This is a genomic window from Paenibacillus massiliensis 2301065 = DSM 16942, assembly GCF_000377505.1.
GTDB classification, from domain to species: Bacteria; Bacillota; Bacilli; order Paenibacillales; family Paenibacillaceae; genus Paenibacillus; species Paenibacillus massiliensis.
This window is the reverse complement of record NZ_KB898196.1, coordinates 1-23,778: the sequence shown is the minus strand read 5'-3', so window position 1 is coordinate 23,778 and position 23,778 is coordinate 1. Positions and strand designations below refer to the sequence as shown.

General features: G+C 48.0%; 12 protein-coding genes. 9 read left to right on the top strand and 3 right to left on the bottom strand.

Annotation, left to right across the window (positions count from 1 at the left end):
- Nucleotides 1-114: 114 nt before the first annotated feature.
- From D328_RS0121215 to D328_RS0121195, 5 genes are all read left to right on the top strand, one after another.
- Entirely contained in the window at nt 115-1,002 is an 888-nt protein-coding gene (locus tag D328_RS0121215) for a cation diffusion facilitator family transporter (RefSeq protein ID WP_018887054.1), read from the top strand.
- A gap of 357 nt (nt 1,003-1,359) precedes the next feature.
- Nucleotides 1,360-2,148, top strand: coding sequence for a TerC family protein (locus D328_RS0121210; protein WP_018887053.1), 789 nt, complete (start codon nt 1,360-1,362; stop codon nt 2,146-2,148).
- Between the two features lie 417 nt (nt 2,149-2,565).
- Nucleotides 2,566-3,348: a TerC family protein gene (locus D328_RS0121205; RefSeq protein ID WP_018887052.1), complete on the top strand. Its 783-nt coding sequence runs from the start codon at nt 2,566-2,568 to the stop codon at nt 3,346-3,348.
- Nucleotides 3,349-4,023: 675 nt separating this feature from the next.
- The gene (locus tag D328_RS0121200) at nt 4,024-5,325 is read left to right on the top strand and encodes a hemolysin family protein (protein WP_018887051.1); all 1,302 of its coding nucleotides are present in this window, start codon (nt 4,024-4,026) and stop codon (nt 5,323-5,325) included.
- A 101-nt stretch (nt 5,326-5,426) separates the two neighbouring features.
- Nucleotides 5,427-6,491 (top strand): hemolysin family protein, encoded by a 1,065-nt coding sequence (locus tag D328_RS0121195; RefSeq protein ID WP_018887050.1) that lies wholly within the window; start codon nt 5,427-5,429, stop codon nt 6,489-6,491.
- 199 nt (nt 6,492-6,690) lie between these two features.
- Here D328_RS0121195 and D328_RS0121190 read toward each other — a convergent pair whose 3' ends face one another.
- On the bottom strand, nt 6,691-8,676 hold the full coding sequence (locus D328_RS0121190) for a methyl-accepting chemotaxis protein (protein ID WP_018887049.1): 1,986 nt from the start codon (nt 8,674-8,676) through the stop codon (nt 6,691-6,693).
- Between the two features lie 376 nt (nt 8,677-9,052).
- Between D328_RS0121190 and D328_RS0121185 the strand changes: the two genes are divergently transcribed.
- The 4 genes from D328_RS0121185 to D328_RS0121170 all read left to right on the top strand — a co-directional run bounded on the left by D328_RS0121185 (nt 9,053) and on the right by D328_RS0121170 (nt 19,813).
- Complete coding sequence (locus D328_RS0121185) at nt 9,053-10,060, top strand: AI-2E family transporter (protein WP_018887048.1); 1,008 nt, start codon at nt 9,053-9,055, stop codon at nt 10,058-10,060.
- A 424-nt stretch (nt 10,061-10,484) separates the two neighbouring features.
- Entirely contained in the window at nt 10,485-14,294 is a 3,810-nt protein-coding gene (locus D328_RS0121180) for a hypothetical protein (RefSeq protein WP_018887047.1), read from the top strand.
- A 24-nt stretch (nt 14,295-14,318) separates the two neighbouring features.
- The gene (locus tag D328_RS0121175) at nt 14,319-19,397 is read left to right on the top strand and encodes an RHS repeat-associated core domain-containing protein (RefSeq protein WP_018887046.1); all 5,079 of its coding nucleotides are present in this window, start codon (nt 14,319-14,321) and stop codon (nt 19,395-19,397) included.
- Nucleotides 19,398-19,432: 35 nt separating this feature from the next.
- On the top strand, nt 19,433-19,813 hold the full coding sequence (locus D328_RS0121170) for a hypothetical protein (protein ID WP_018887045.1): 381 nt from the start codon (nt 19,433-19,435) through the stop codon (nt 19,811-19,813).
- A 411-nt stretch (nt 19,814-20,224) separates the two neighbouring features.
- Here the strand turns inward: D328_RS0121170 and D328_RS29545 are convergent, their stop codons facing one another.
- Nucleotides 20,225-23,086: an S-layer homology domain-containing protein gene (locus tag D328_RS29545; RefSeq protein WP_018887044.1), complete on the bottom strand. Its 2,862-nt coding sequence runs from the start codon at nt 23,084-23,086 to the stop codon at nt 20,225-20,227.
- A gap of 439 nt (nt 23,087-23,525) precedes the next feature.
- Nucleotides 23,526-23,778 (bottom strand): IS3 family transposase (locus D328_RS0121160; protein ID WP_018887043.1); only part of this gene is annotated, 253 nt, incomplete at its 5' end.

Sequence of the window (23,778 nt, the reverse complement as noted above, 5' to 3'; positions counted from 1 at the left end):
TTGGCACCCGAAATATAGTAGGCTCGTAGACAAAACGTTTCTCTAGACCCACACGATTCTCGCTTGATAACATAGGTGTCATGTTCAAGTTATTGGCTGGGGAGGATTAACGAGTTGGAACAGTTGAAATACGATAATCTGAGGATGGGCGAAAAAGGGGCGATTATAAGCATCGTCGCTTATATTATCCTGTCTTTTTTCAAGCTCTTCATTGGCTATGCTGCAGATTCAGAAGCATTGAAGGCAGATGGCTTGAATAACGCGACCGATATCATTGCATCTATAGCAGTATTGATTGGACTGAGACTATCTCAGCGTCCTGCGGATCGAGATCATACATATGGTCACTGGAAGGCAGAGGGAGTTGCATCTCTGGTAGCATCTTTTATAATGATGGCCGTGGGTCTGCAGGTATTGTACGGAGCAGTAGGCTCGATCTTTGCGGGACGCCAGGAATCCCCTGATCCTGTGGCAGCTTATACCGGAATCATATGTGCGGTTGTTATGTATTTCGTCTATAGATACAATAAGAAGCTTGCCGAGAAGATACGCAGTCAGGCACTTATGGCTGCTGCGAAGGATAATATCTCGGATGCATGGGTAAGTATCGGTACCGTCCTCGGAATTGTGGGTTCACAGTTTGGCTTGCCTTGGCTGGATCCGTTAACAGCTGTTCTCGTAGGCTTATTAATTTGTAAGACAGCATGGGATATTTTTCGTGATGCAACTCATCATCTAACAGACGGATACGATGAGGAGAAGATCGATTCCTATAGAGATACCGTGTTGACGGTGGCAGGGGTACAGGGTGTGAAGACGATCAGAGCCAGATCCTACGGCAGCAATACCAATGTAGATATTATTTTGTATGTGAAGGCTGACCTGGATTTAACGGAGGCTCATGATATCTCCACTCATGTAGAGAACCAATTGAAGGTCGAGCATGATATCTCCGATGTACATGTACATGTTGAACCGTATGTTGGCAAAGATGCTACCTAGCCTGATAGACAAGAGAAAAAAAAGATTGTAAGAGCCTATTACTTTCCTTATAATAACTTTAAGGTTCATATTTTGCATATCTAGGACGCAATATCTGGTAAATGAAACTTAGTGTCATGTCTACCGTACTATCTTCATAGACGGATAGACACACCAATGATATATGCTAGACAACCCTAAAAGGGGAGTAGCTTTTACAGTAAAAGTCGTCATTACGAGTGCTCATTTTGAGCCTCCGGCTTTATTGGCAATGCAGATACAGCATTGTTAGCGAGACCTTTGCCTACCCAAGGCAAAGGTCTCTTTTCTTTTGGGCAAATTTAGTCATAGATGCATTGATATCAAAGGAGGATGGGCATGGATTTAGGAATGTTGTTAGAGTATGGTTGGGTGTTATTGGTGCTGGTAGCACTGGAAGGACTCCTGGCAGCGGATAACGCGCTCGTGCTGGCGATTATGGTTAAGCACTTGCCAGAGAAGGAACGTAAAAAAGCTTTATTCTATGGATTGTTTGGGGCTTTTATTTTCCGGTTCTTATCCTTGTTCGTTATCTCTTTCCTGGTGGATGTATGGCAAGTGCAAGCGATTGGTGCGCTCTACCTGTTGTTCATCGCCGCGAATCATATCGTACGCAAGCTCATTTTGAAGCAGGGCGAGGACTCTGCTGCCAAGGAAGAGGGCAAGCAGCCGAAGCAGAGCGGCTTCTGGGTAACTGTACTTAAGGTAGAGGTTGCCGATATTGCCTTCGCTGTTGACTCCATCCTGGCCGCAGTAGCCCTGGCTGTTGCTTTGCCAAAGACAAACCTGCCGCATATCGGCGGCATGGATGGTGGACATTTCATTGTCATCTTCCTGGGTGGCTTCATTGGTCTGGTCATTATGCGTTTTGCCGCATCCCTCTTCGTGAAGCTGCTGGAGAGCCGTCCTGCACTTGAAGTGGCCGCATTCTTCATTGTCGGCTGGGTTGGAGTAAAGCTTGCTGTTCATACCCTGGCTCACCCTGCAATTGGTGTCATTCCGCACGACTTTGCCGAGTCGACAGGCTGGAAGCTGACCTTCTACATTGTGCTGGTCATCATCGCAGTGACGGGCTGGTTCCTCTCCGGGGGCAAAGACAAGGAAAAGCAAACATCGCAAGCAGCATAATGTATTGCCACACAAGCAGCTCGACTACGAATAGTCAGAGCTGCTTTTTTTATATTTAGGACATGACGTGTTTTGCCATCATGAAAATGGTGTATACATGTTACATAGTATTCGGAGCATCCAAACCAATCCGATAGTATGAGCGAAAAATAAAAATGAAACAAATGAAACCACGTTGTTTTGTCTTCCGTACTACCTCCATATAGGTTGTTCAATTGAATAAGAAGGACCACTCCAGAAGGGGAGTAGCTTTTACAATAGAGTCGTCATTACGAGTGCCGGGTTACGGCCTCCGGTTCTATTGGCACTGCACCGACAGCATTGTTAGCGAGACCTTTGCCGATTCAAGGCAAAGGTCTCTTTTCTTTTGGGCAAAACTAAATACACATGACACATGATGTCGAAGGAGGATGGATTATGGATTTGGGATTGTTGTTGGAGTATGGTTGGGTATTGCTGGTGCTGGTGGCACTGGAGGGTCTGCTCGCCGCGGACAATGCGCTGGTGCTGGCGATTATGGTCAAGCATCTACCGGAGAAAGAGCGTAAGAGGGCATTGTTCTATGGTCTTGCTGGAGCATTTGTCTTCCGTTTTGCATCCCTGTTCGCGATCTCGTTCCTGGTGGACGTCTGGCAAGTACAGGCACTGGGGGCGCTCTATCTGTTGTTCATTGCTGCGAATCATATCGCCCGTAAGCTTATTGTGAGAAAAGGTGAGGAAGCTGCCGCCAAGCGTGAGAAAAAGGAACAGAAGCAGAGTGGCTTCTGGACAACGGTGCTTAAAGTAGAGATAGCGGATATTGCCTTCGCCATCGACTCCATTCTAGCTGCTGTTGCGCTGGCTGTTGCACTCCCAACGACTAATCTGCCGAACATCGGTGGTATGGACGGCGGTCATTTCATCGTTATTTTCCTCGGTGGCTTCATCGGTCTGATCATTATGCGTTTTGCAGCTACGTTCTTCGTGAAGCTCCTAGAGAGCCGTCCAGCACTTGAGATCGCTGCATTCTTCATTGTTGGTTGGGTCGGTGTCAAGCTGGGAGTTCACACGCTGGCTCACCCCGCGGTACATGTGATTCCGCATGATTTTGCTGAGTCGACAGGCTGGAAGCTTACCTTCTATGCGGTTCTGATCATCATCGCAGTCGCGGGCTGGTTCCTCTCCGGAAGTAAGCAAAAGGAAAAATCCAATGCAGCATAACTCGTCTACCTGACACTAGGATTCCAGAGCAAATGTTGGTTATAGCGGAGTGTGGGGGCCAAAGTGGTCTTCGCACTCTTTTTTTTGAATACGATATAAAAATGCATTGCGGGGGTAAATGATTTTGTGGAGGTTCCAGCATCGCATCAGCGTGGCTTCAACCCAGACAACTGTTGGACTACAAGGTGCATCTCCCCAAAACCATGACGTGCGACTGGATGGTTCAAGGTCAGATGTGATATAATCTTTGTCAACAAATAAATCGCGGGAAGGGAGGTGGACTTTAGATGGGAAGGCGTCACTGTATACTCGTTGTTTGGCGATTGTAATTGGTTGTGCTCTTCTCACGTATTCCGCCTTCATATCCGGACGGAAGCGAAGCGTGAGTTGTTGAAGCGTAAGTTATTCAAGTTACTTATGAGCTCGTGTTCATCAGTAAGGTGAGCATATGGAACAAATGGCTGTCAGGCCTATTCATTGTGGAGTGGCCCGAGCAGTATTTTATGAATTATCGCGTCTTACGGACCGAAGTGTATCGGTGAGCGTATGCCGTGGCACGTACATTGACATTCTAATATAACAATAGATAGCTCGACAGTAGCCAACGCTTGTAGCGAAGGGGCTTCTGCGTGCTGTAAATATTTTGGAGGTGAATCCCTCTTACGAGGGTAATCATTGGACATAATCACCCTGACGAACTTAGTCTTGCTGGTTATTTTATTGCTGTTAACCGCATTTTTTGTTGCATCTGAATTTGCCGTAGTCAAAATAAGGATGTCCCGGATTGACCAGATCATTGCAGAAGGTAATAAGAAGGCTATTGTAGCCAAAAAAGTAGCGGGAGATCTGGACTACTATCTGTCAGCGTGTCAGTTAGGTATTACCGTCACCGCCCTGGGGCTTGGTGCACTGGGTAAGCCAGCCGTAGAAAGTCTGCTCTACCCCGTGTTCAGTGCCTTGAACGTATCGGGAGCAGCATCTTCCATTGCTTCTTATGCCATTGCCTTTATACTTGTTACGTTCCTGCACGTGGTTGTCGGAGAGATGGCTCCGAAGACGCTTGCGATCCAGTTCTCCGAGAAGACGACTTTGCTGCTTGCAGGTCCTCTGTACTGGTTCGGTAAAATCATGTACCCATTCATCTGGGCGCTAAATGGTTCTTCTCGTGTTATTCTGCGTAGCTTCGGTGTGAAGCCGGCTGGTCATGAAGAGGGATACTCCGAGGAGGAGCTCCGTATTATCATGAATCAGAGCTATGAGGGTGGAGCGATCAACAAGACCAAGCTGTCATATCTGGATAATGTGTTCTCCTTCGATGAGCGTGTCGCCAGAGACATCATGGTTCCGCGGATAGATCTCATCACGCTGGATAAGGATATGACGTATGAGGATATTATCCCGATCCTGGATGAATATAATTACACCCGTTACCCTGTCGTCGAAGCTGGTGACAAGGACCGAATTATCGGTGTGGTAAACGTGAAGAAGATGCTTCCGAAGATGGTAGAGGGCACTGAATACAGTCTTGAGGAATTTGCACGTGATCTGCCTTATGTATCCGAGGTAACTCCCGTACAGGAGGCCATGATCAAGATGCAGCAGCATCGTGTGCATATGGCTGTAGTCATTGACGAGTATGGCGGTACGTCCGGGATTCTGAGCATGGAGGATGTGCTGGAGGAAATCGTCGGTGAGATCCGTGATGAATTCGATGCGGATGAGCGAGCTGATATTCAGCAGACTGCAGATGATCAATACGTCATTAATGGACGTGTGCTGTTGGACGATATTGAGCGTCAGCTGGGTCTTCTGTTCGAACGCAACGAGGATATTACGACCATCGGTGGGTGGATTCAGTATCAAAAGTCGATGAACGTCAACACTGGAGACGTCATTGAGCAGGAGCAACATGTCTGGACGGTAGCAGAGATGGATAATCATCAGATCAAGAGCGTGATTCTGCAACGTTCCGAATGATTGACTAACGAAGTGATGACATAACGTAATGATTGGCATATGGATTGATTGTAACAACTATTCATAACCTATGGAGGTGAGTCCCTCACAGGAGGGATACATTGGACGGAATTATAATATTGAATTTGGTGCTGGTAGCGATATTTATTGGTTTGACGGCGTTCTTCGTCGGTGCGGAATTCGCCGTGCTGAAGGTCCGGATGTCCAGATTGGATCAATTGATTGCAGAGGGTAATAAGCGGGCGATTGTAGCCAAGAAGGTAGCTCATGATCTGGATTACTCCTTGTCTGCCTGTCAATTGGGTATCACCATAACGGCACTCGTGCTGGGGGCGTTGGGTGAGCCTACCGTGGAGAAGATGCTACATCCTGTGTTTGAGGCGTTTAATGTACCTGCGGCACTGTCTACTGTGCTGTCCTATGCTATTGCCCTGTCGATCATTACGTTCTTGCACGTCGTGATTGGGGAATTGGCGCCGAAGACGCTGGCTATTCAATATGCTGAGAAGATGACACTTCTTCTTGCAGGACCTCTATATTGGTTCGGCAAAATTATGTATCCGTTCATTACCGCACTGAACAACTCTGCGCGTGTGCTGCTGAAGCTGTTCGGAGTCAAACCAGCGGGTCACGAGACGGTGCACTCCGAAGAAGAGCTCAAGCTGATTGTGAACCAGAGCTATGAGCTGGGTGAGATCAATCAGACGGAGATGGGCTATCTGAAGAACATCTTTGCCTTTGACGAACGGATTCTGAAGGAAATTATGATTCCACGCAAGGATATGGTGACGCTGGACCAGTCCATGTCTCTGGAGGATATGGTGAAGGTCGTCAATCAGCAGGAGTATACCCGCTATCCGGTGACAAGTAGTCAGGATCGGAACTCCATTCTCGGCTTTCTGAACACGAAGGAGATTCTGACCAGCGTGGCAGCAGGACGGGAGTACGACATGGACCGATTCATTCATCATATTCCCAAGTTCAAGAGTACCTTGCCAATCCGTAATGTATTGATCAAGATGCAGCAGACGGGTGTGCATATGGCACTCGTGACAGATGAAGCCAATGTCATGATTGGTATGGTGACGTTGGAAGATATCCTGGAGGAGATTGTCGGGGATATTAACGATGAATATGATGAAGTCAAAGAACTCGTAACCACATAAAGTGGGAGACGAATTAGTTTGAATTCAATCGTATAGGATAGAAAGCATGCATACAATATATTGCAGCGCGAAACTATAATAGAAGAAGCCCCTGATGCCAACGAATTTTCGCTGGAGATCAGGGGCTTTTTTGGCGCTAAGCTATCGACTACATACCAGGACAACTATGACTTAATCTATGACAAGTTAGTTAGCAACATTAAATTTTGAACTTATTGACCTCTTGTAGCAGCATATCCGCATGCTCAGTCAGTTCCTTGGAGCGTTCTGTAATGCTGGTAATATAATTGAATTGCTCCTGAGTGGACGATGCGACCTCTTCAGTAGAAGCAGCACTCTGCTCCGACATGGAGGCCACACCCGAGATCACATCTGCGATTCGGCCTGCGTTCGCATCCAGATCCTTGGTGGCCGAGGATACAGCATCAATCTGCTGACTCATGCCTTCTATGGAATGGCGTATACGCTCAAAGGAGGAGCGCATCTCATTCACGCCTGACACCTGCCGCTCCGCTGTGGATTCAGCTGCATTGACATCCTGAATCGTCTGCTCGCTGGCAGATTGAACGTCACTCAGTAGCACCATGATCTCTTTGACGGCATTCGCGGATTGCTCAGCCAGCTTGCGGACTTCCTCCGCGACAACGGCGAACCCTTTGCCGGATTCCCCTGCACGTGCTGCCTCAATAGATGCATTCAACGCGAGTAGGTTGGTTTGAGTTGAGATGCCATGAATCATACCTGCAATGACCTCGATCTGCTGAGAGCGCTCGGCCAGCTGGGAGAGAGAATTTTTTACTCCCTCAATCGAGCGTTGGTTGTCGGAGGACATCGTGACCTGCTCATTGACAGCCTGTAGCCCAGCGTTCATTGCATTGGTCGCTTCCTGCATCATCGTTACCGAATGCTCTACATTACGGTTAATACCACTAACGGCGTCACTCATCTCGCTCAGTCGGGCAGACCCGTCATATACGGACTCAGCCTGAGAGCTTGAGCCCATAGCCAGTTCATCAGCCGCTACAGCAATCTGCTCGGCAATACGCTTGGTGCTCTGGGTGTGTTGGTTCAGCTCGGAGGAGATATCATGAACCTGCTCTGCAGACCCGGATACTTGCTTGAGCAGGCTACCGAGCTGCTCGGACATGAGATTGAAGGCAGTACCAAGCTCGGCCACTTCATCCTTGCCCTTGATGGTAATACGCTGTGTAAAGTCACCATCAGACATTTGCTGCGACAGCTTCTTCAGACGGATTAATGGATTCACGAAGCCTCTTGCAATAATATAAGCAATCCCCAGGACAACGACTAACGTGGCCATAATGATTAAGGTGAACTGGTTACGCAGCTTGTAAAACTCACTATAGGCAAGATCCGTCGAGATTACGGACCCTACAATCCAGCCGGTGCTTGGTACTTGATTATAGAAGAGCAGTGAGTCTTTGCCCTGATAGGTGTACTCGGCTTGCCCCGCGCTATTCGCCTGCATCTCTGCGAGCCATGGCTTCAGCTCTTCATAATCTGCAGCAGAGGTGTTGACTAATGATTCGTCTGGATGCGTCAGGAAATTCCCATTTTTATCGAGCAGAAAGGCGTAGCCCAATCCATTGAGATTGACGTTGCTCATCGTCTCTGTCAATCTCGTTAATAGGAGGTCTCCGGCAACCACACCCAGCGGATCTCCTTCTGGAGTATGCACAGGCATAGCGATCGACACGGCGTATCCCCCAGTCATCTGATCCTGATAAGGGTCAGTAAACATCAGCTGGTTGTCCCCTTGTGTCTGAGCTTGCTTGTACCATGGGCGTTCACGAGGGTCATAGCCGGGGTCAGGAGTCCAATCGGCTCCATTCAGGAATAAGCCGTCGCTCTCACGGCCAAAGTATAAATCGGATAACGTTCCCTGATTGCTTCCCAAATGCATGAGCTTGAAATAATCCTTGTTCAAGCTGTCCTGCGGAGTAGCCTCTTGTATGGTATATCCTAGTGTCTCTACAATTTTGGCGTTGCTGCTCAGCCATCCATCCAATTCCTTGGAGGCGGAGGCCATCGTGCCTACAAGCTGAGAGTCAACATTTTGCAGGCTTTGTTTTTGCGTCTGATATAGACCTACTGTGGCTAATGGTGAGGCAGCAAGGACTACGGTTAGTGAAAACAATATCATTAACTTACTTTTCAATTTCATTTTTGAAGTCCCTCCTACATCACTTGTTAGATATCAATGATTAATATATCGTACTAATGACCTAAAAACTTTACATATTTGGCATTGGAATTGCATAGCGATGAAAGATAGTGATACTTTATACATAGGAAAATCAATTTATATTACAAAATTTACATAAATTCGACATGCTTGCTGCAGCATCAAATTTGCGGGATAGCACTTGCTATCTCAGACCTGTGAGACCCGTAGCGAGTGAAACAGTCGAGTAGGGCAGACACCAAACAAGAAAAACTGAAATATTTCGTCAAATTGTGATATATTACGTGTGAAATCATCCGCAGAAGCGATACGGTGGAAGAGCGGCAAATGATGCCATAATAGAGGAGTAATGATATTGAATATAAAAGAAGTATTGAACCATGCTTCATTCCGGCGGATCAGTGTACTAGTTGTGCTTGGTCTGCTTGTAGTCTCCCTGAAAAGTATGATGAACGTCCTGCTGCTCACATTGATTCTGATCATCTTGATTGGAGGTCTATATAGGGCTGTCACGAAGCGATTATCCAGCATTGTACGGCTTCCACCGGCTCTGATCGTCATCTCACTCTATGTTCTTCTGCTTTCGGTTGTAGCTTGGGGTGTGTATCGAATGGTGCCGCTCGTATCGACCCAGGTCAATGAGCTGTACCTTATGATCCAAGAGGCCTTCCACAATCCGCATGAAAATGAATGGAGCCAGCTCCTCGTCACTTTCATGCAGGGTATTCATCTGGAGAGTCTGATCACCCCAGGTATGGAGTTCCTGCTGAAGACCAGTCATCTGGGTACCCAGCTCGTGCTAGCGATTGTACTAAGCCTGTTCTTCCTGCTGGACACGAAATACATTGGCCGCTTCACAGCTTCCTTCCAGGAAAGCCGCTTCAGCTGGTTCTTCCGCGAGGCGGGGGAGCTAGGCAGACTGTTCCTGAGCACGTTCGGCAAGGTGCTGGAGGCACAGGTGGCTATCTCCCTGATTAATTGTACGATTACTACCGCCGTGCTGTGGTTGATGGGCTTCCCGAATCTGCTGGGGCTGGCTGTAGTCATCTTCGCAGCAGGATTAATTCCAGTAGCTGGAGTCGTGCTCTCCATGGCGCCGCTTAGTCTTATTGCGTACAGTCTTGGGGGGTTCCATTATGTAGCGTATCTGCTGATTCTGATCGTGTTCATTCATATGCTGGAGGCGTATTTCCTGAATCCGAAGCTAATGTCCAAGAAGGTCAGTGTTCCGATCTTCTACACATTCATTGTGCTGGTAATGTCGGAGCATTTCTTCGGGATGTGGGGGCTGATTACGGGGATTCCACTTTTTGTATTCGCTTTGAATCTGATCGGGTTCAAGAGGACGGATGCCGCTGTATAGTCGTAAGGTAAAGATTTGGGGTATCCGTGTGTTACGGATTAAGCAGTAGCGGTAGGGGATGAAGCCTGTTGTTGCAACGGACTCTATAGAAGCGTCTGCTATGCGGTGTAATGTCGCCATAAATGAAATAGTTATCCATGCGTAACCTGTAAAACAGGAGGGAGATTCTCTAGGAATCTCTCTCCTGTTTTTTTTGTGGAGCTACGCTATGCTCTCGAATGCAACACTTAGAAGACTTAAAAGCGTCGTTTTGCAGCTTAAAAATAGTAGGAATACCGCCGATATAAAGGGTTGGATTCTTTAAAATGGAATAAAAGGAGGTTGATATCAAATTATTATCTTTTCTTGCAATATAAATTGAACTGAAAATGTTAAGAGCTCGGGTCCATGTGGATTCAGCTTACAGATGATCAAGGAGGTATTCATGAAAGGGATATTTAGTAAATCTTTAAGTGTTTTGGTGTTAGCTATCATCATGCTGCTTCAAGTTGTGGGCAGTTCTCCGGTGTTTGGGCAATCATCCATTGCAGGGAGTGCAGGAACAGTAGAGCGTGTAGAGACCATGGAGACGGTAGAGAATGTGGAGTCTATAGAGACTGAGCTCCTTCCCACTTCTGTGTTGGATAGTGTGTATTTGCAGAATCGTCTGATGCAGCTTGCAGCTGCCTCAGATACGCTTACGATCTACCCTGGCGAGACCTACGAATTTACCAATGATTCATCGCTTGCGAAGTCGCTTAGCCATGACGGCTCCAAGGCCAAGGGAAATTATATTGATTATGTCTCCTACCGTGCGACGGGTGCCATTTATGCGGATAACATCGATTCGGTGAACACTCCGATTGTTCAACCTGAAGGTGTTACCTATGTTACGGCTGTCGGGATTAGTCCGATCACGATAACCATAAAAGACCCTGTGATGTATGCTGCTTCACCTAATCCAGCTATGGAGCGCTACAGCCTTGAGATGGGGGATAGTTATCGAATCGTGAATGAGGGGAACAGCGGACATTCCATCAGCAGTGACGCGGCTTCTGCCTCCAATATGTACTACGATTATGCAGTCTACGAAAATAACGGGAAGCTGGGCTCTTCCAGGCTGGAGGGTACCTCTAATCCCAGATTGTATGACGGGGATGAGCTGATCATCACAGGTGCTTCGTCCATGCCAGTGACCGTTGCTTTTCCATATGGTTATTTCACAGCTGAGCCAAGTACAGAGCCTGCTTACCAGCGTGCCACCCTTCAAATGGGGGAGAGTCATCGTTTTACTAATGAAAGTGATCAATCGTTTACTCTGGAAAGTACAGGTACATCCAAGGATCGGTTTGATTTTGCTGTCTACTATCCAGATGGAACAGAGGCCAATAGTAGAAGAAATACATATACTAAGCCACCGATCGCTGCAGGAAGATACATCGTCATTACCCAGGTCACAGCTACGCCTGTTACGTTTGGGGTGCCTTATCGCATCTTTGATTCGGGTGACCGAGCGGGAGAGGCTATTAGTCAGGTCGAACTGAGACCGGAAGAATCCTACAGATTCACGAATACGGGTTCACGCAGCAATCCGATCAAGAATAATGCATCGACGATTGGCGGGCTCTTCGATTATGCCGTATATGATGAGGACGATACCCTTAAGAGCAAGGGATTCAATCAGAAAACCAAGCCGTCTATTCCTGCTGGAGGCTACGCTATTATCACGGTAGCAGGCACCGTCCCTATCAAGTTTGACTATACAGATGATTTTATGGCTGAAGAGAGCGGGGAACCCGCCTTCATAAGGGTTACCTTGAGCAAGGGTGAGAGCTACGAATTCATTAACATAAGCGACAAAAGGGCGCGGCTCGATAGCGACAGCAGATCAAGCAACCCTGAGCGGAAAATGGACTATGTGACCTATTACGAGGATGGGACGGAGCGTTCACGGGGAATGAGTACGACGCGCAACGCGATCGTCATGCCGAACAATCTGGTGTCTGTAACGGGGGTAACCTCTTCTCCTATTACCATTGGGGCTGTCTACACTCTTTTTGCAGAGCAGTATCGCTCTAATGAAGCTATTACGCGCATAACGATTCAGCCAGGTGAATCCTATGTATTCAATAACAATGGTTCGAGGCTGAATCCGATCATAAATAATTCTCGTCAGGTTGGCAGCAGCTTCGATTATGCCATGTATAGAGCTGACGGGAGGCTGGCGGCACATGGCATGAATATGAACACAAGTCCCAATGTACCAGCCGGGGGAGAGGCTGTAGTGAGTGTGACAGGCACGCGGGCGATCGTATTTGATTATACGGATGATTTCACGGCCACTCCAAGCCTTGAGCCTGCTTATATTCGGGTTACTCTGACCCAAGGCGAGAGTTATTCCTACACCAATGTCAGCAGCCAGACTGCGTATCTGCGTGCGAACACATCCGCTAGCCAGGAGCGAAGATACGGCTATGTTATCTATGATGCAAGTGGTAAGGAACGAAGCAGCAATACACGTACTACGTTCAAACCAGGGGTCAGAGCAGGGGAAAAGATTACAGTTACGACAGTGACTACGAACCCGGTCACCTTTGGTGGTGTGTATCGCATATTTAAAGGACAAGATTCAGACAATGGTTTGCAGCGTCTTACACTGATGCCTGGTGAATCAGCAGTATTCCGTAACCAAGGCACGGATACCTATACACTCGATCATAATGCTGCCAAGGCAGGCACCAAGCTGGACTACGCCAGCTATCGTCCGAATGGTACGGTTCAAACGGACGGCTTTGGCGTGACAACCAAACCGAGTATTCTCGGCGGGGGAGAGGCTGTTGTAACCAATATTGCCGGGAATCCTGTACAGTTCACATTTACAGATCGTATTCAAACCGCTCCAAGCGCTGAGCCAGCATTCCACAGAATGACCATACAACAGCATGAAGCTTATCAATTCACGAATATTAGTAGCCAGGACAAGACGTTGGATAAAGACTCACTCCCAGCGGCTCGTTGGAGCTACACGAATTATCGGACCGATGGCACAGAAGCCAGCAAGTCGGATGACACGGTAGCCTTGCCTTCTGTACATGCAGGCGGAAAGGCAGTCATCCATACGGTATCCCAGACACCAGCCGTGATTGGAGCCGTATATCGGTTGTTCCAGGTAGAACCGGTAGCCATTGCTGGACCTGAGCCTCAACCAGAGAATGGGCAGATTACGCTAAGACAAGGCCAAAGCTATAAATTCACGGTGGCGGGATCAGAACAAGCGGTGCTCAAGGCTAATGGGACTGCGGGGACTCGTTTGTTCGATTATGCGGCTTATACGGCCAGAACTGACAATAGTCTTCAGGCAGGCATTATAGGCATGAACGAACCGGGGACATCCCTTTCACTAAATGCGGGGCAGTTCATCATCGTGACAGTGACCTCAGCTATGCCAGTGACGTTCCAGTATGGCGAGAACCTCGTTGCAGAGCCAAGCACAGAACCAGCCTTGCGGAAGATTGCCCTGTCGTCAGGAAAGCAAGTGATCTTCACCTCTACAAGTCCATATCCGGCATCTCTGCTTGCTGCGGTGCAGGTTCCGGGCACGGGCTTGCTGTATGAGGCTCGCATTACAGATGCTCAAGGCAACATTATTCGGGAGAGTGCGACCCAGGTGAGTGATCGTCAGGAGGTTCCTGCTCAGGGCTCGGCAAAATTGCGCAGCACAGTGACGGGAGTAGCCTTCGGGGCTCCTTATCTGGTCTTCAACATGCAGGAGGTTGTTACAGGCAATCTCATAGAGCTGATTGAGCTGGTAGAGAAGAAGGCAGATTTCGGCCCGAGTGCACAAGGGCTATATTACTTCACACCATTACAGACGGGGCGCTACCGTTTTGCTGTGCGAGAGAGCTTAAATCCAGACCAAGAACCCATTATATCGTTGTATGAGGATGCTGCTATGAGCAAGCTGCTCGTCTCCTCCTCTCAGTTGGAGCAGCTCTATGGACGAGACTATACCGTGCTGGAATGGGAGCTACAGGCCGGGCAGACGGTCTATGTGAAGCTGGAGGAAAAGAATAAGGCGGCATTGACGACAGTCATCAAGGCAGCCCTTATGCCAGTGGGAACAGACACAACCTATCAGTACGGAAAAGGCAACCGCTTGGAGAGCACGACGCTATACACGGGGGATCAGATCCAGCTTGAATACGATCGGAACGGAAATGTCATTAAACGTACGAAAAAGATATTCCCATTTTAAAATATATGATCTTGGGGTGATTCTGTGATTAAACGAAGTATAATCTCATTGCTGTGCTTACTGCTACTGCTTGGAGATTTTGGAGCGTGGGCCTCAGGCAAGGCAGCAGAGGAGGAGACTACCTCTTCCTCGCCACAGATTATTACCTGGACCTGGCTGAAGGAGCAGACGGGCAAGGATGAGCAGTGGCTACAAGAGCAGGTAGACAAGGGTTTTACACTATATGAAATCTATCGAGCTATAGAGGAAGGCCATACAGAGTCTTCATTGGCTACATCTCAGGCTCCGCTGCGTGTCATGGAGACGGTGGCTGAGGAGCCGCCTGTTCTAGTAGATACGATTCCTGCTAACGAACCTGCTGCAGCTGATGGTACGGCAGCAGACAGCCTGCCTGCAAACGAAACGAATGGAACTGACGGAACTGAGGGTACAGTAGCAGACAACAGTGAATCTACGGATGATGTATCTGCTGTGGACACAGTATCGGATGAAGAAAGTAATGGGGCACCCCATGACAGTCCGAATACAGAAGTAACTGACTCGAAAGCTGTGAATTATGATGGAGAACACACGGTTCAGGCAGATGTCTATAGTATGGATGGGGGCATGAAGCTACCGGGTGTAGGGAATATCTCCAGCCTGATGGCATCCGTACTGGCAGATGTATACGGCCCATATGATGGTAGTGCGATAGTACAGGCTGTATTAACCGACGATGCTTCTCGCTATATCAAGTCTTATGGAGATAACGGTGTATCTGTCACTGAGGGGAATCTGGTTGTACAAGCTACGGATTTCGTCTTGCAAGGCTCGCTGCCATTCCCATTGACCCGGGTATATGATAGTGCCAAATCCAACGATCTGATTGGAGCAAGCTTGGATACAGAGACGGGTGTGTATCGGAACGTAGTCACTCCTCGCCGTGAGGAAGCTACTGCTCTGGGAAGAGGCTGGAGCTGGAATCTGCCTTCTATTGAGGAACATGCGGGTCAGAAGTATCTATTTATGCCGGGTGTAGGTACCTATGCACTGACAGAGGCTATGGAGCTTGAGGGCTACGTATGGAACAATCTGAAGGTATCCAGTACATCAGGTGAAGCGGTGAATGGGGTCCCTAGTAAATATCTCATTCGCCAGTTGAATGGTCATCAATACTATCTGGATCAGGAAGGCTACTTGATTCTAATTACCGATCATTATGGCAACCGGGTCGAGTTCAACTACGTAGGCTCTGGTACGGATAAGCGGATTAGCCGTATTCGTAATAATGACGGACGAGAATTGGTATTTAGCTACGGAAGCAATCAGTTGTCTATTCAAGAGACGGGGACGCAGCGTCAATACACGTATCGGCAGAGAGGTGACGGGGAAGAACGCGTATTGTCAGAGGTGCTGGACCCGTTGTCACGAAGCACAAGGTACGCGTATCAATTCAGTACATCACCATTCAATGTCGTAACAGCCGTAGATGGCAGTATGGGGGAAGCAGGGGCTAATACAGCAGCACTCTTGACCCGTATTGTTCGACCCACATCAGCGATGACGGACTTCCGTTATGAAGCTGCTGAGAAACGAATCGGCGTATATGGTACTGCCCATGTATATAAAGTGAATTCCCGAGTAGATCTCTATAGCACTACTGCCGGGGATCGCAAGCTCCGTGACGTGAAGCTAAGCTACAGTGGGGAAGATCTGGCGAGCTATGGTCAGGATGCCAGCTGGAAGACGATTGTGAATGAAGCACGACTTACAGAGACATATAAATGGGACAAAACCTTCGTGGCGGCGAATGCTCCGAATCGCCTGTATCTGTCAGATTATCGACATCAAGGGGGAACTACGGGTTACCAAGCGAGCTATTCCTATGATCTGGAGCGGGAGTGGAATCTGCCCGTCCAGAAGACTGAGAGCTACAGTGAGAATGGGAATCCAGGCAGTCTGCTTACTACAACCTATACCTATAATGAACATGGATTGCCGTTGTCCCAGACACTTAGTACGGGCCAGCAGACAAGCTATCAGTATGCAACATCAAGAGATTCCTCTATCTTCTGGGTGCTGCCACAGCAAGTGTCTACGAAGATCAGTGGTACTCAGAATGCTGTAGAGGTCTATGATTATAATCTTCAGGGCAGCGTGAGATCAGCTCAGGTTCGTGAGGGAAGTGCCGGAGGCAAGCTGCTGTCCGATATTCGGGTCAATTATGATAGACAAGGACATCCGACGAGCAGGACGGTCCAGATGGATGCGGAGAACCAGCAGTCGATGGTGGCCTGGATGGATTACAAATCCCCATACGGCTCCTATCTGCTTACCAGCGAAAGTCTGCCGAGAAATGTAAAAAATAACTATGATTATTATTCAACGGGGGAGCTCAAGTCCAGATCAGATGCTTCGGGTCGTGTAGAGTCGTATGTCTACGATGCTGTCGGACGTCTGACTCAGACGACACATAGTGATGGGACTCAGACCTCCATTACGTATAATGATGCTACGAATGATATTACACTCGTAGGTCCTGATGGCATCCCAGGCTCACTGTTCTACAATCCATTCGGCCAACTGGTGCAACAACAGACAGCAGATGCGGTCTATGGCTATGGATACGATGAAGAGGGCAACGTGATCGAGAGTAGCGATGCCGAGCGTGCGGTCACCCGCTACAGCTATGATGCTTTAGGACGCAACGTTAGAACCAGCTATCCTGACGGTACTAGTGACACTACGGCATACGATGCAGCTCAGCGCACGGTAACCTACACCGATCCAGCAGGGAATCGTCAGCGGCAGACGATGGATGTTCTTGGTCGTGTGACTTCCATTCAGGAGGAACGCGACGGCTCCTTCCAGCCTTTGCAGTCCTATGCGTATAATCTCGCAGGAATGACTACAAGTACCACAGATGGCAACGCTCAGACGACAAGCTATGCGTATGATGCACGAGGGCAGATGACCTCGGTCACGGACCCGATGGGGCAGACCATGCAATACACGTATACAATAGGCGGAAATCTGATGCTGGTGAAGTACCCGGATGGCCAGCAGAACTACTATCAATATGATGAGCTTGGTCGGCGTACGCTGCTGCAAAAGGCATCGGGCAGCCAGACGACGAATACGTACGATGTACGCGGTAATGTGACACAGATCATGACTGGAAAGTCTGAGGCCATTCGCTTCGAATATAATCAGGATGACTTGATTACGAAATGGTCGGGCCCTGACTTCAGCACCAGCTATACGTATGACCGTGTCGGACGACGTCTGACGATGACGGACGCACATGGAACTACAGCTTACAGCTATCAGCCGGATAATGGCTTCCTGAGCACATTGACATACCCGGACGGTACGTCCATCCGGTATACGTACAACACACAGTCACGGACAGGCTATACGGTTACCAGTCCCTCTGGTGAAGAGACGAACGTAACGGCAGCTCTGGATCGCATGAGCCGTGTAACCGAGCTGGATGTGAACAATGGCAGTAGTGGATCTGCTGGGCTTCAGTCCGTAGGAACGACAGGGTCCCTGGATCGCATGACGTTCGATTACACGCCGAATAGTCTAATCAAGAGTCAATCCTCTGCGAACGGACTGAGCACTAGCTTTCAATACAAGGGGAATGATCTGACCGGTATGGCAGTCTCTCAATCCGGGACTCCCCTTCAGCAATTCGGATATGAGTGGGATGGAAGCAAGAACATCACGAGCATAACCAACAATAGCACTACAGATACGTTCGGATACGATGCCCTGAACCGGATCGGGACAGAGACACAGGGTGACGAGAGCCGCGGCTACAGCTACGATGCGAACGGGAACCGTGCCAGCATGGGCAGTGGGAAGCTGTTCGGTCTGAAGAACGCCGAATATACGTATGATTCACTTAGTCGTCTTACCAAAGCGGCAGGAGAAGGTATCGAAGTCGGCTACAGCTATAACGGAGACGGCTTGCTGTACGAACGAACCTCTGCTGGCAAGACCACTCGTTATTACTACGATGAGGAAGCCAAGCTGATTGCCGAAGCAGAAGTAGCAGGCGGAACGCCGAAGATGACGTATGTATATATCTATGATTTGTCTGGCCGCATCTGGGCGCGTAAGGACCTGACCACGGATCAGCTGCAATATTTCCACCTCAATGGTCATGGCGATGTGGTAGGTCTCAGCGATAGCAGTGGCAAGACGCTGAATCAGTATAGCTATGACATCTGGGGCGGTCCGCTAACAGCGGAGGAGACGGTACCCAATGTACTGCGCTATGCCGGGGAGTATTGGGACGATACGACAGGCCTGCAATACCTGCGTGCTCGCTGGTATGACCCAAGCATGGGACGCTTCATGGGTGAGGATACGTATCAGGGCGAGATTGCGAATCCGCTGACTATGAACTGGTATACGTATGTGAGCAATAACCCGTTGAAGTATGTGGACCCGACGGGGCATATGCATGTAGCTGGAGCAGGTGCAGGTGGTTATTATTATAGTGTAGCAACATCTGAAGACACTCTCAGCATTATTCATGCACGGGGAGCAAGCAGTCAAGTACAGAATCAGCTTTTAGGACAACTTATTGCTAAACATCAGCGTTCCATGTTTGGTCAGGCATATAACGGGGAAATGACACAGAACCAGTTTATGTATCTATTTAGCCTTTCGACTAATCCTAGTAATCCAGGAAGTGCAAAATGGGCGCTGAAAGAGCTTGATTACTTCTTTGTCAATGGCTGGGATCAAAAGTTAATGGCAGCTGCAGAGGGGTATGGGCTTGCTGGCTCGGGTGCTGTTCTTGGAGGGAATGGGTCTTCTAAGGGGAAGGGTAATACTTCTTCTATTCGTTCAAAAGGTAAGCCATATGAAAATCATACAACTGTACAGAAAACTGATACGGTGAGAAATTTGCCGACGACTGGTAAACCGAATTCTTCAGTAGACTTTTATGATGAGAAGGGTACATTGACGCAGAGAAGATATTATGACAAAAACGGGCGAGCTATAGAAGACATTGATTATGAACACTCAAATGGAGACAATAGCCATGAATTCCCTCATAGACATACTTGGGATTGGAGTAGTGGTTCTCCAAAAAGAAGCAAATAATACATCTCTTTTTATGATAGGGGGTTGGAGTGGAAATGAAAAATATTCACGACAATGAAATTGTTTCCTATGAAGTTGATTTTCGGAAATCTAGAATTACAATTCAAACATTAGATGGTAACGAAGATTCAGTTGCCACCACTATCGAGTTTACTGATGTCCTGGCTCATATGTTTGACACACAGTTACAGGGAAGTATTATTTTTGATATTAGCACATTTGAAGTAAGCCGATTTCTCAAAAATAACAAGGAACTATTGGAGAAACAGAAGAACTACGGGTGGCCAATGCATTATGAAAAACCAGAGGATTTGCTTGAACATTTACAAAATGAAAAGTATAACTATTATGTGATTTCAGCTTCGTATGGTCTTAATGGGTGGGTAATCGCTAAAGGATATAAAGTTTATAATTAATGGTGATGTTTAACTTGGCCTTGGGGGTGGCAAATCCTCAAGGTCTTTCTTTATACCACTACCCAGTGCCAATTGAATCTGGTGGCTACTTCCAAAGCCAGTCAGATGCAATCAAACTAAAAAAAGAAAGAAACATTAGAGTCACTCAAATCTATATCCAATACAGTGAGACCTGTGTACTGGCTCAATAAGTTTGATGTTAGAAAGAAATGATGGAGTCATAATCAAAGGCTGGTCCAAAGAAATAAAGAAATTCATCAAACCCACGTAATGCGAGGTTTCTCCTTCCATAATACAAAAACACGAGCCTCGCTAACGAGACCCGTGTTTTTTCAGCCTTCTTATTGCTTATTCCTCTAATACCCGTTTACGCTACCTTCACTCTACTACTACCACTTAACATTAGTGTTATTAATCTGCCGAATAATTCACATAAGAGCCTTTGGCAGGGTTCGTGTTCGTGAATTCATTGATGGTCTGGAACGTTGCAGTACCATCCTCAGCCACCACCATCTTGAATACAATCCAGTAGATTTCATTACCACTACCCGGAGCTACGTTGTACACCTCGGTTGGAGAAGCCACGTTGCCGCGGAATACTTCGACCTTGGAGTAAGAGTTCCGAATGGTACTCAAGCCAGCATAATGATGAATATAGAACGTATACTCGCCAGGGAGACTGCGTCGAATGGTAGTCGTCTCTGGCCCGTAGGAGGTAACATCGTCCAGATCCAGGTCTACGATAAGCGATCCGTTATGCTTGTACACTTTATCGCTAAAGTACGTATGGAACTGGCCTTCTCCTACAGCTGGCCCGATCAGGTGAGAATCCAAATCCCGCGGATCTCTGCCCCATGTCAGTACAATGCGAGTCTCGTTCGCTTCGGGTACTTTGATTACGGTGTAATTCTCGTTGGTGTTCTTCACGTTGATTGCTGCGACGCCTGTCAGATAGGTTGTAATGTATGGAGTGCCTTCTCCACCTAACTCGACGGTGTAAATGCCTGGTGCGAGATTCACATAATATCTGCCGTTCTCATCCGTCGTGGTCTGGAAGACAATCTTGCCAGTCTTGTTACCCAGTCCCTGGCGAATCTTAATGTCCAGAACTACAGGATTACCATCGACATCCTTGATTTGTCCGCCGAATCCAGTGAGAGGGATATTACCACTCTGGCTTCCTGAAAATTTGGCCATGTCCGATACGGACTCCACGGTGACATACAAGGTGCCGCCATATTCATGAACCGGATCAAAGTTAATGGTTGCCATATTCAATCCATTGTAATGCAGCTTCAAATTCTCAAGCTGGTGTACTTGCCCGTCCACGTAAGCCGTTATCACCAAGTCTTCGATAGACAACTGCTCAACATCTACATTGTCGGAAAATACGGCTGTGATCTCGCCATTCGTCACAGCAATCCAATCAATATATGGATAAGGGACACCGTAGGTATCTTCATACACCGATTGATATACGGATACCGATACGTTTACAGGTACTGTAATCTCGTGATTTCCGTATTTCCCATGTAGCTCAGTAGTGCCCTCGCCTTTAGCCGTGACAAACCCTTCCGGATTTACCACAGCGATAGACGTGTCTACAATGCTCCATTCCGCGCGGTTGGTCAGATCCTTATTGGCTGAGCCTGTAATCCCTGTCATGATAACCTGACGCTGAGATTGCAGGTTGGACAGTGTCACCTGCTCGGGTGCGTACACTACGCTGGTAACCGTAGGATCTGCCTCGATGACAGGCGGCTGCGACAGCTGATCGAAGCTAACACCGTCTACTTGAACCAGTGCAGAGCTCAGTGCTCCTTCACCGATGAACTCCACTACAGCATTAACGATAGCACGGGAGATTGTAGAGCCCTGCTTCAGATCAAAGGAAGCATTGATTGCCTGCTCAAATATTTGCAGGTTGCCGATACTGGACTGTTCAGCAAGCTCAATGCGAGCCTGTGCAGCGTGTACCAGCACATTATCGAAGCTACCACTCAGCACGACTTGAGCATTGTGAGGGACATTTTCCAGAATATCTACTGGACCCACGGTGCTGCCACGATTCTCGATTTTACCACCGGACTGGAACTCCACCTGCTGCACGTTGGATCCGTCCTCTACGACGAGACGAATACTACCATCACTCTTGTTGACGAACAGGGTAGCAAGCACGGACTTTTGGATATGAATACTGTTAGGTCCGCCACCGAAAATATTCGTCTTGCCAGTTACCGTTACGTTCTCCAAGGTGACATCGCCGTTGCCAATGGAGCTCTGGAGCGTGAGGTCTCCTTGGATGGTTGTATTCTTGAGAATGACATCTGCAGAAGTAATGGACACATTGCCACTCACTTTGCCCAAGGTATAGGTGCCCGGAGCGGTGATTTGCTTGCTGCTCGTTCCACCATTTCCGTTCCCGCTACCGTTGTCGGTTCCGTTGCCACTGCCGTTGTTGCCCGTACCTTTGTCCTTATCTTTGTCTGTGGACGTACTGGCGCCACCGCCTCCAGCAGGAGTCGTCGTACCGGCTGCTTGCTCGCTGGTATTATCCGGTGCTTGTTCTTCCGTAGGCTTCACAGAAGCTTCATAAGCAGAGGGATTAAAGGCGTACTCATAAGTCAATCGGGCCAATGCCTGACGATCTGCGACCTTCGTTGGTAGGAACTGCACGCTACCGTCCTTTTGGACTGCACCTTTGATGAAGCCGCTTTGGTAAGCCAGCTCTACTGCTGGCTTTGCCCAGTCAGACACCTGCGCCAGGTCGGCCAGGGCGGGCTTGTCGGGCGTAGCAGGGGAGACTTGCTGATCCCAGCCAAAGGCTCTGACGAAGAATACAGCCAGCTCCTCGCGTGTCACGGTCTTGTTCGGTGCGAATGTCTCCGCAGAGGTTCCCTGTGCGATTCCGGCTTTCACCAGCGTGCCAACATACCCGGCATACCACTGATTCTCAGGAACATCCTTGAATGCAGCAGCAGCGGAGACATCTGGCTCCAGCTTCATGGCTTTGACCATGATCTTGGCGAACTGTGCTCTCGTTACGGCTTCGGTTGGCTTGAACTCCTTGGCAGAGAAACCAGAGATGATGCCTTGCTCGGCCAGTGCAATAATTTCATTCTTAGCGTAGGATGCTCCAATGTCCTGAAATGAAGCCTGTATGGCAGATTCTTCAGCCAACACAGATGTACCTGCGGTAAAGGTTGACAGCGCCAAAGCGCCAGCGAGCGATAAAGATAACAAGCGACTCCAAGATTTCTTTCTTGCTTTCAAGTGTATACACCCCTATTATTCTTTTTTTAGTCTTTAAGATATGGTTCTATAGAATCATCCTCTCATTGGAAATAGTAGAAAAATATCAGAATCACCGGATAATATTATCATTTCATGGAATTAAATCAAGGCTAATTACCTATATAAATTCCACATGCTGTAAATATTGGCGATTCTATTTATGTTTGAATGAACATGCTTCTTCGTATGGACAGCACAAATGCAATAATCTGATCGTAACATGAAGGTTTGCTCTACAACCAAGCCCATAAAATAAGTGAATATCCTGCCTGCAAAGAGTGCAATAAGCATCGGGAAATGCCGATAATATCATTAAGCTTTGAGATATGTATATTTAAGATTGTCAGGTACATTCCTGGTAGAAAAGAACCCAATGGAGACTGGTCAAGACCCCATTTAGTGGACATTGAAAAAACACCTAAGCTAGAAACTGGCGTCGGTACTCTACCGGCGTCAGTTTGTTTAATTTACGCTGTGGTCGTCTTCGGTTGTAAAAACGTATGTATTTCTCAATTCGTCTTTGTGCCTCTGCCAGATTTCGTATATCATAGGGATAGAGTCCTTCCGTTTTGAGATGCGAGAAGAAACTCTCCATGGAGGCGTTGTCTAGGCAATTGCCCCGGCGAGACATGCTGATTTGGGCGCCAACCTTTGGCAGCATGTCGTGGTAA

What these genes read in the sequence shown, in the direction of transcription:
- D328_RS0121190 (WP_018887049.1), bottom strand. Translation starts at nt 8,676, where the DNA reads ATGAAATTGAAAAGTAAGTTAATGATATTGTTTTCACTAACCGTAGTC.
- D328_RS0121210 (WP_018887053.1), top strand. Translation starts at nt 1,360, where the DNA reads ATGGATTTAGGAATGTTGTTAGAGTATGGTTGGGTGTTATTGGTGCTG.
- D328_RS0121180 (WP_018887047.1), top strand. Translation starts at nt 10,485, where the DNA reads ATGAAAGGGATATTTAGTAAATCTTTAAGTGTTTTGGTGTTAGCTATC.
- D328_RS0121205 (WP_018887052.1), top strand. Translation starts at nt 2,566, where the DNA reads ATGGATTTGGGATTGTTGTTGGAGTATGGTTGGGTATTGCTGGTGCTG.
- D328_RS0121170 (WP_018887045.1), top strand. Translation starts at nt 19,433, where the DNA reads ATGAAAAATATTCACGACAATGAAATTGTTTCCTATGAAGTTGATTTT.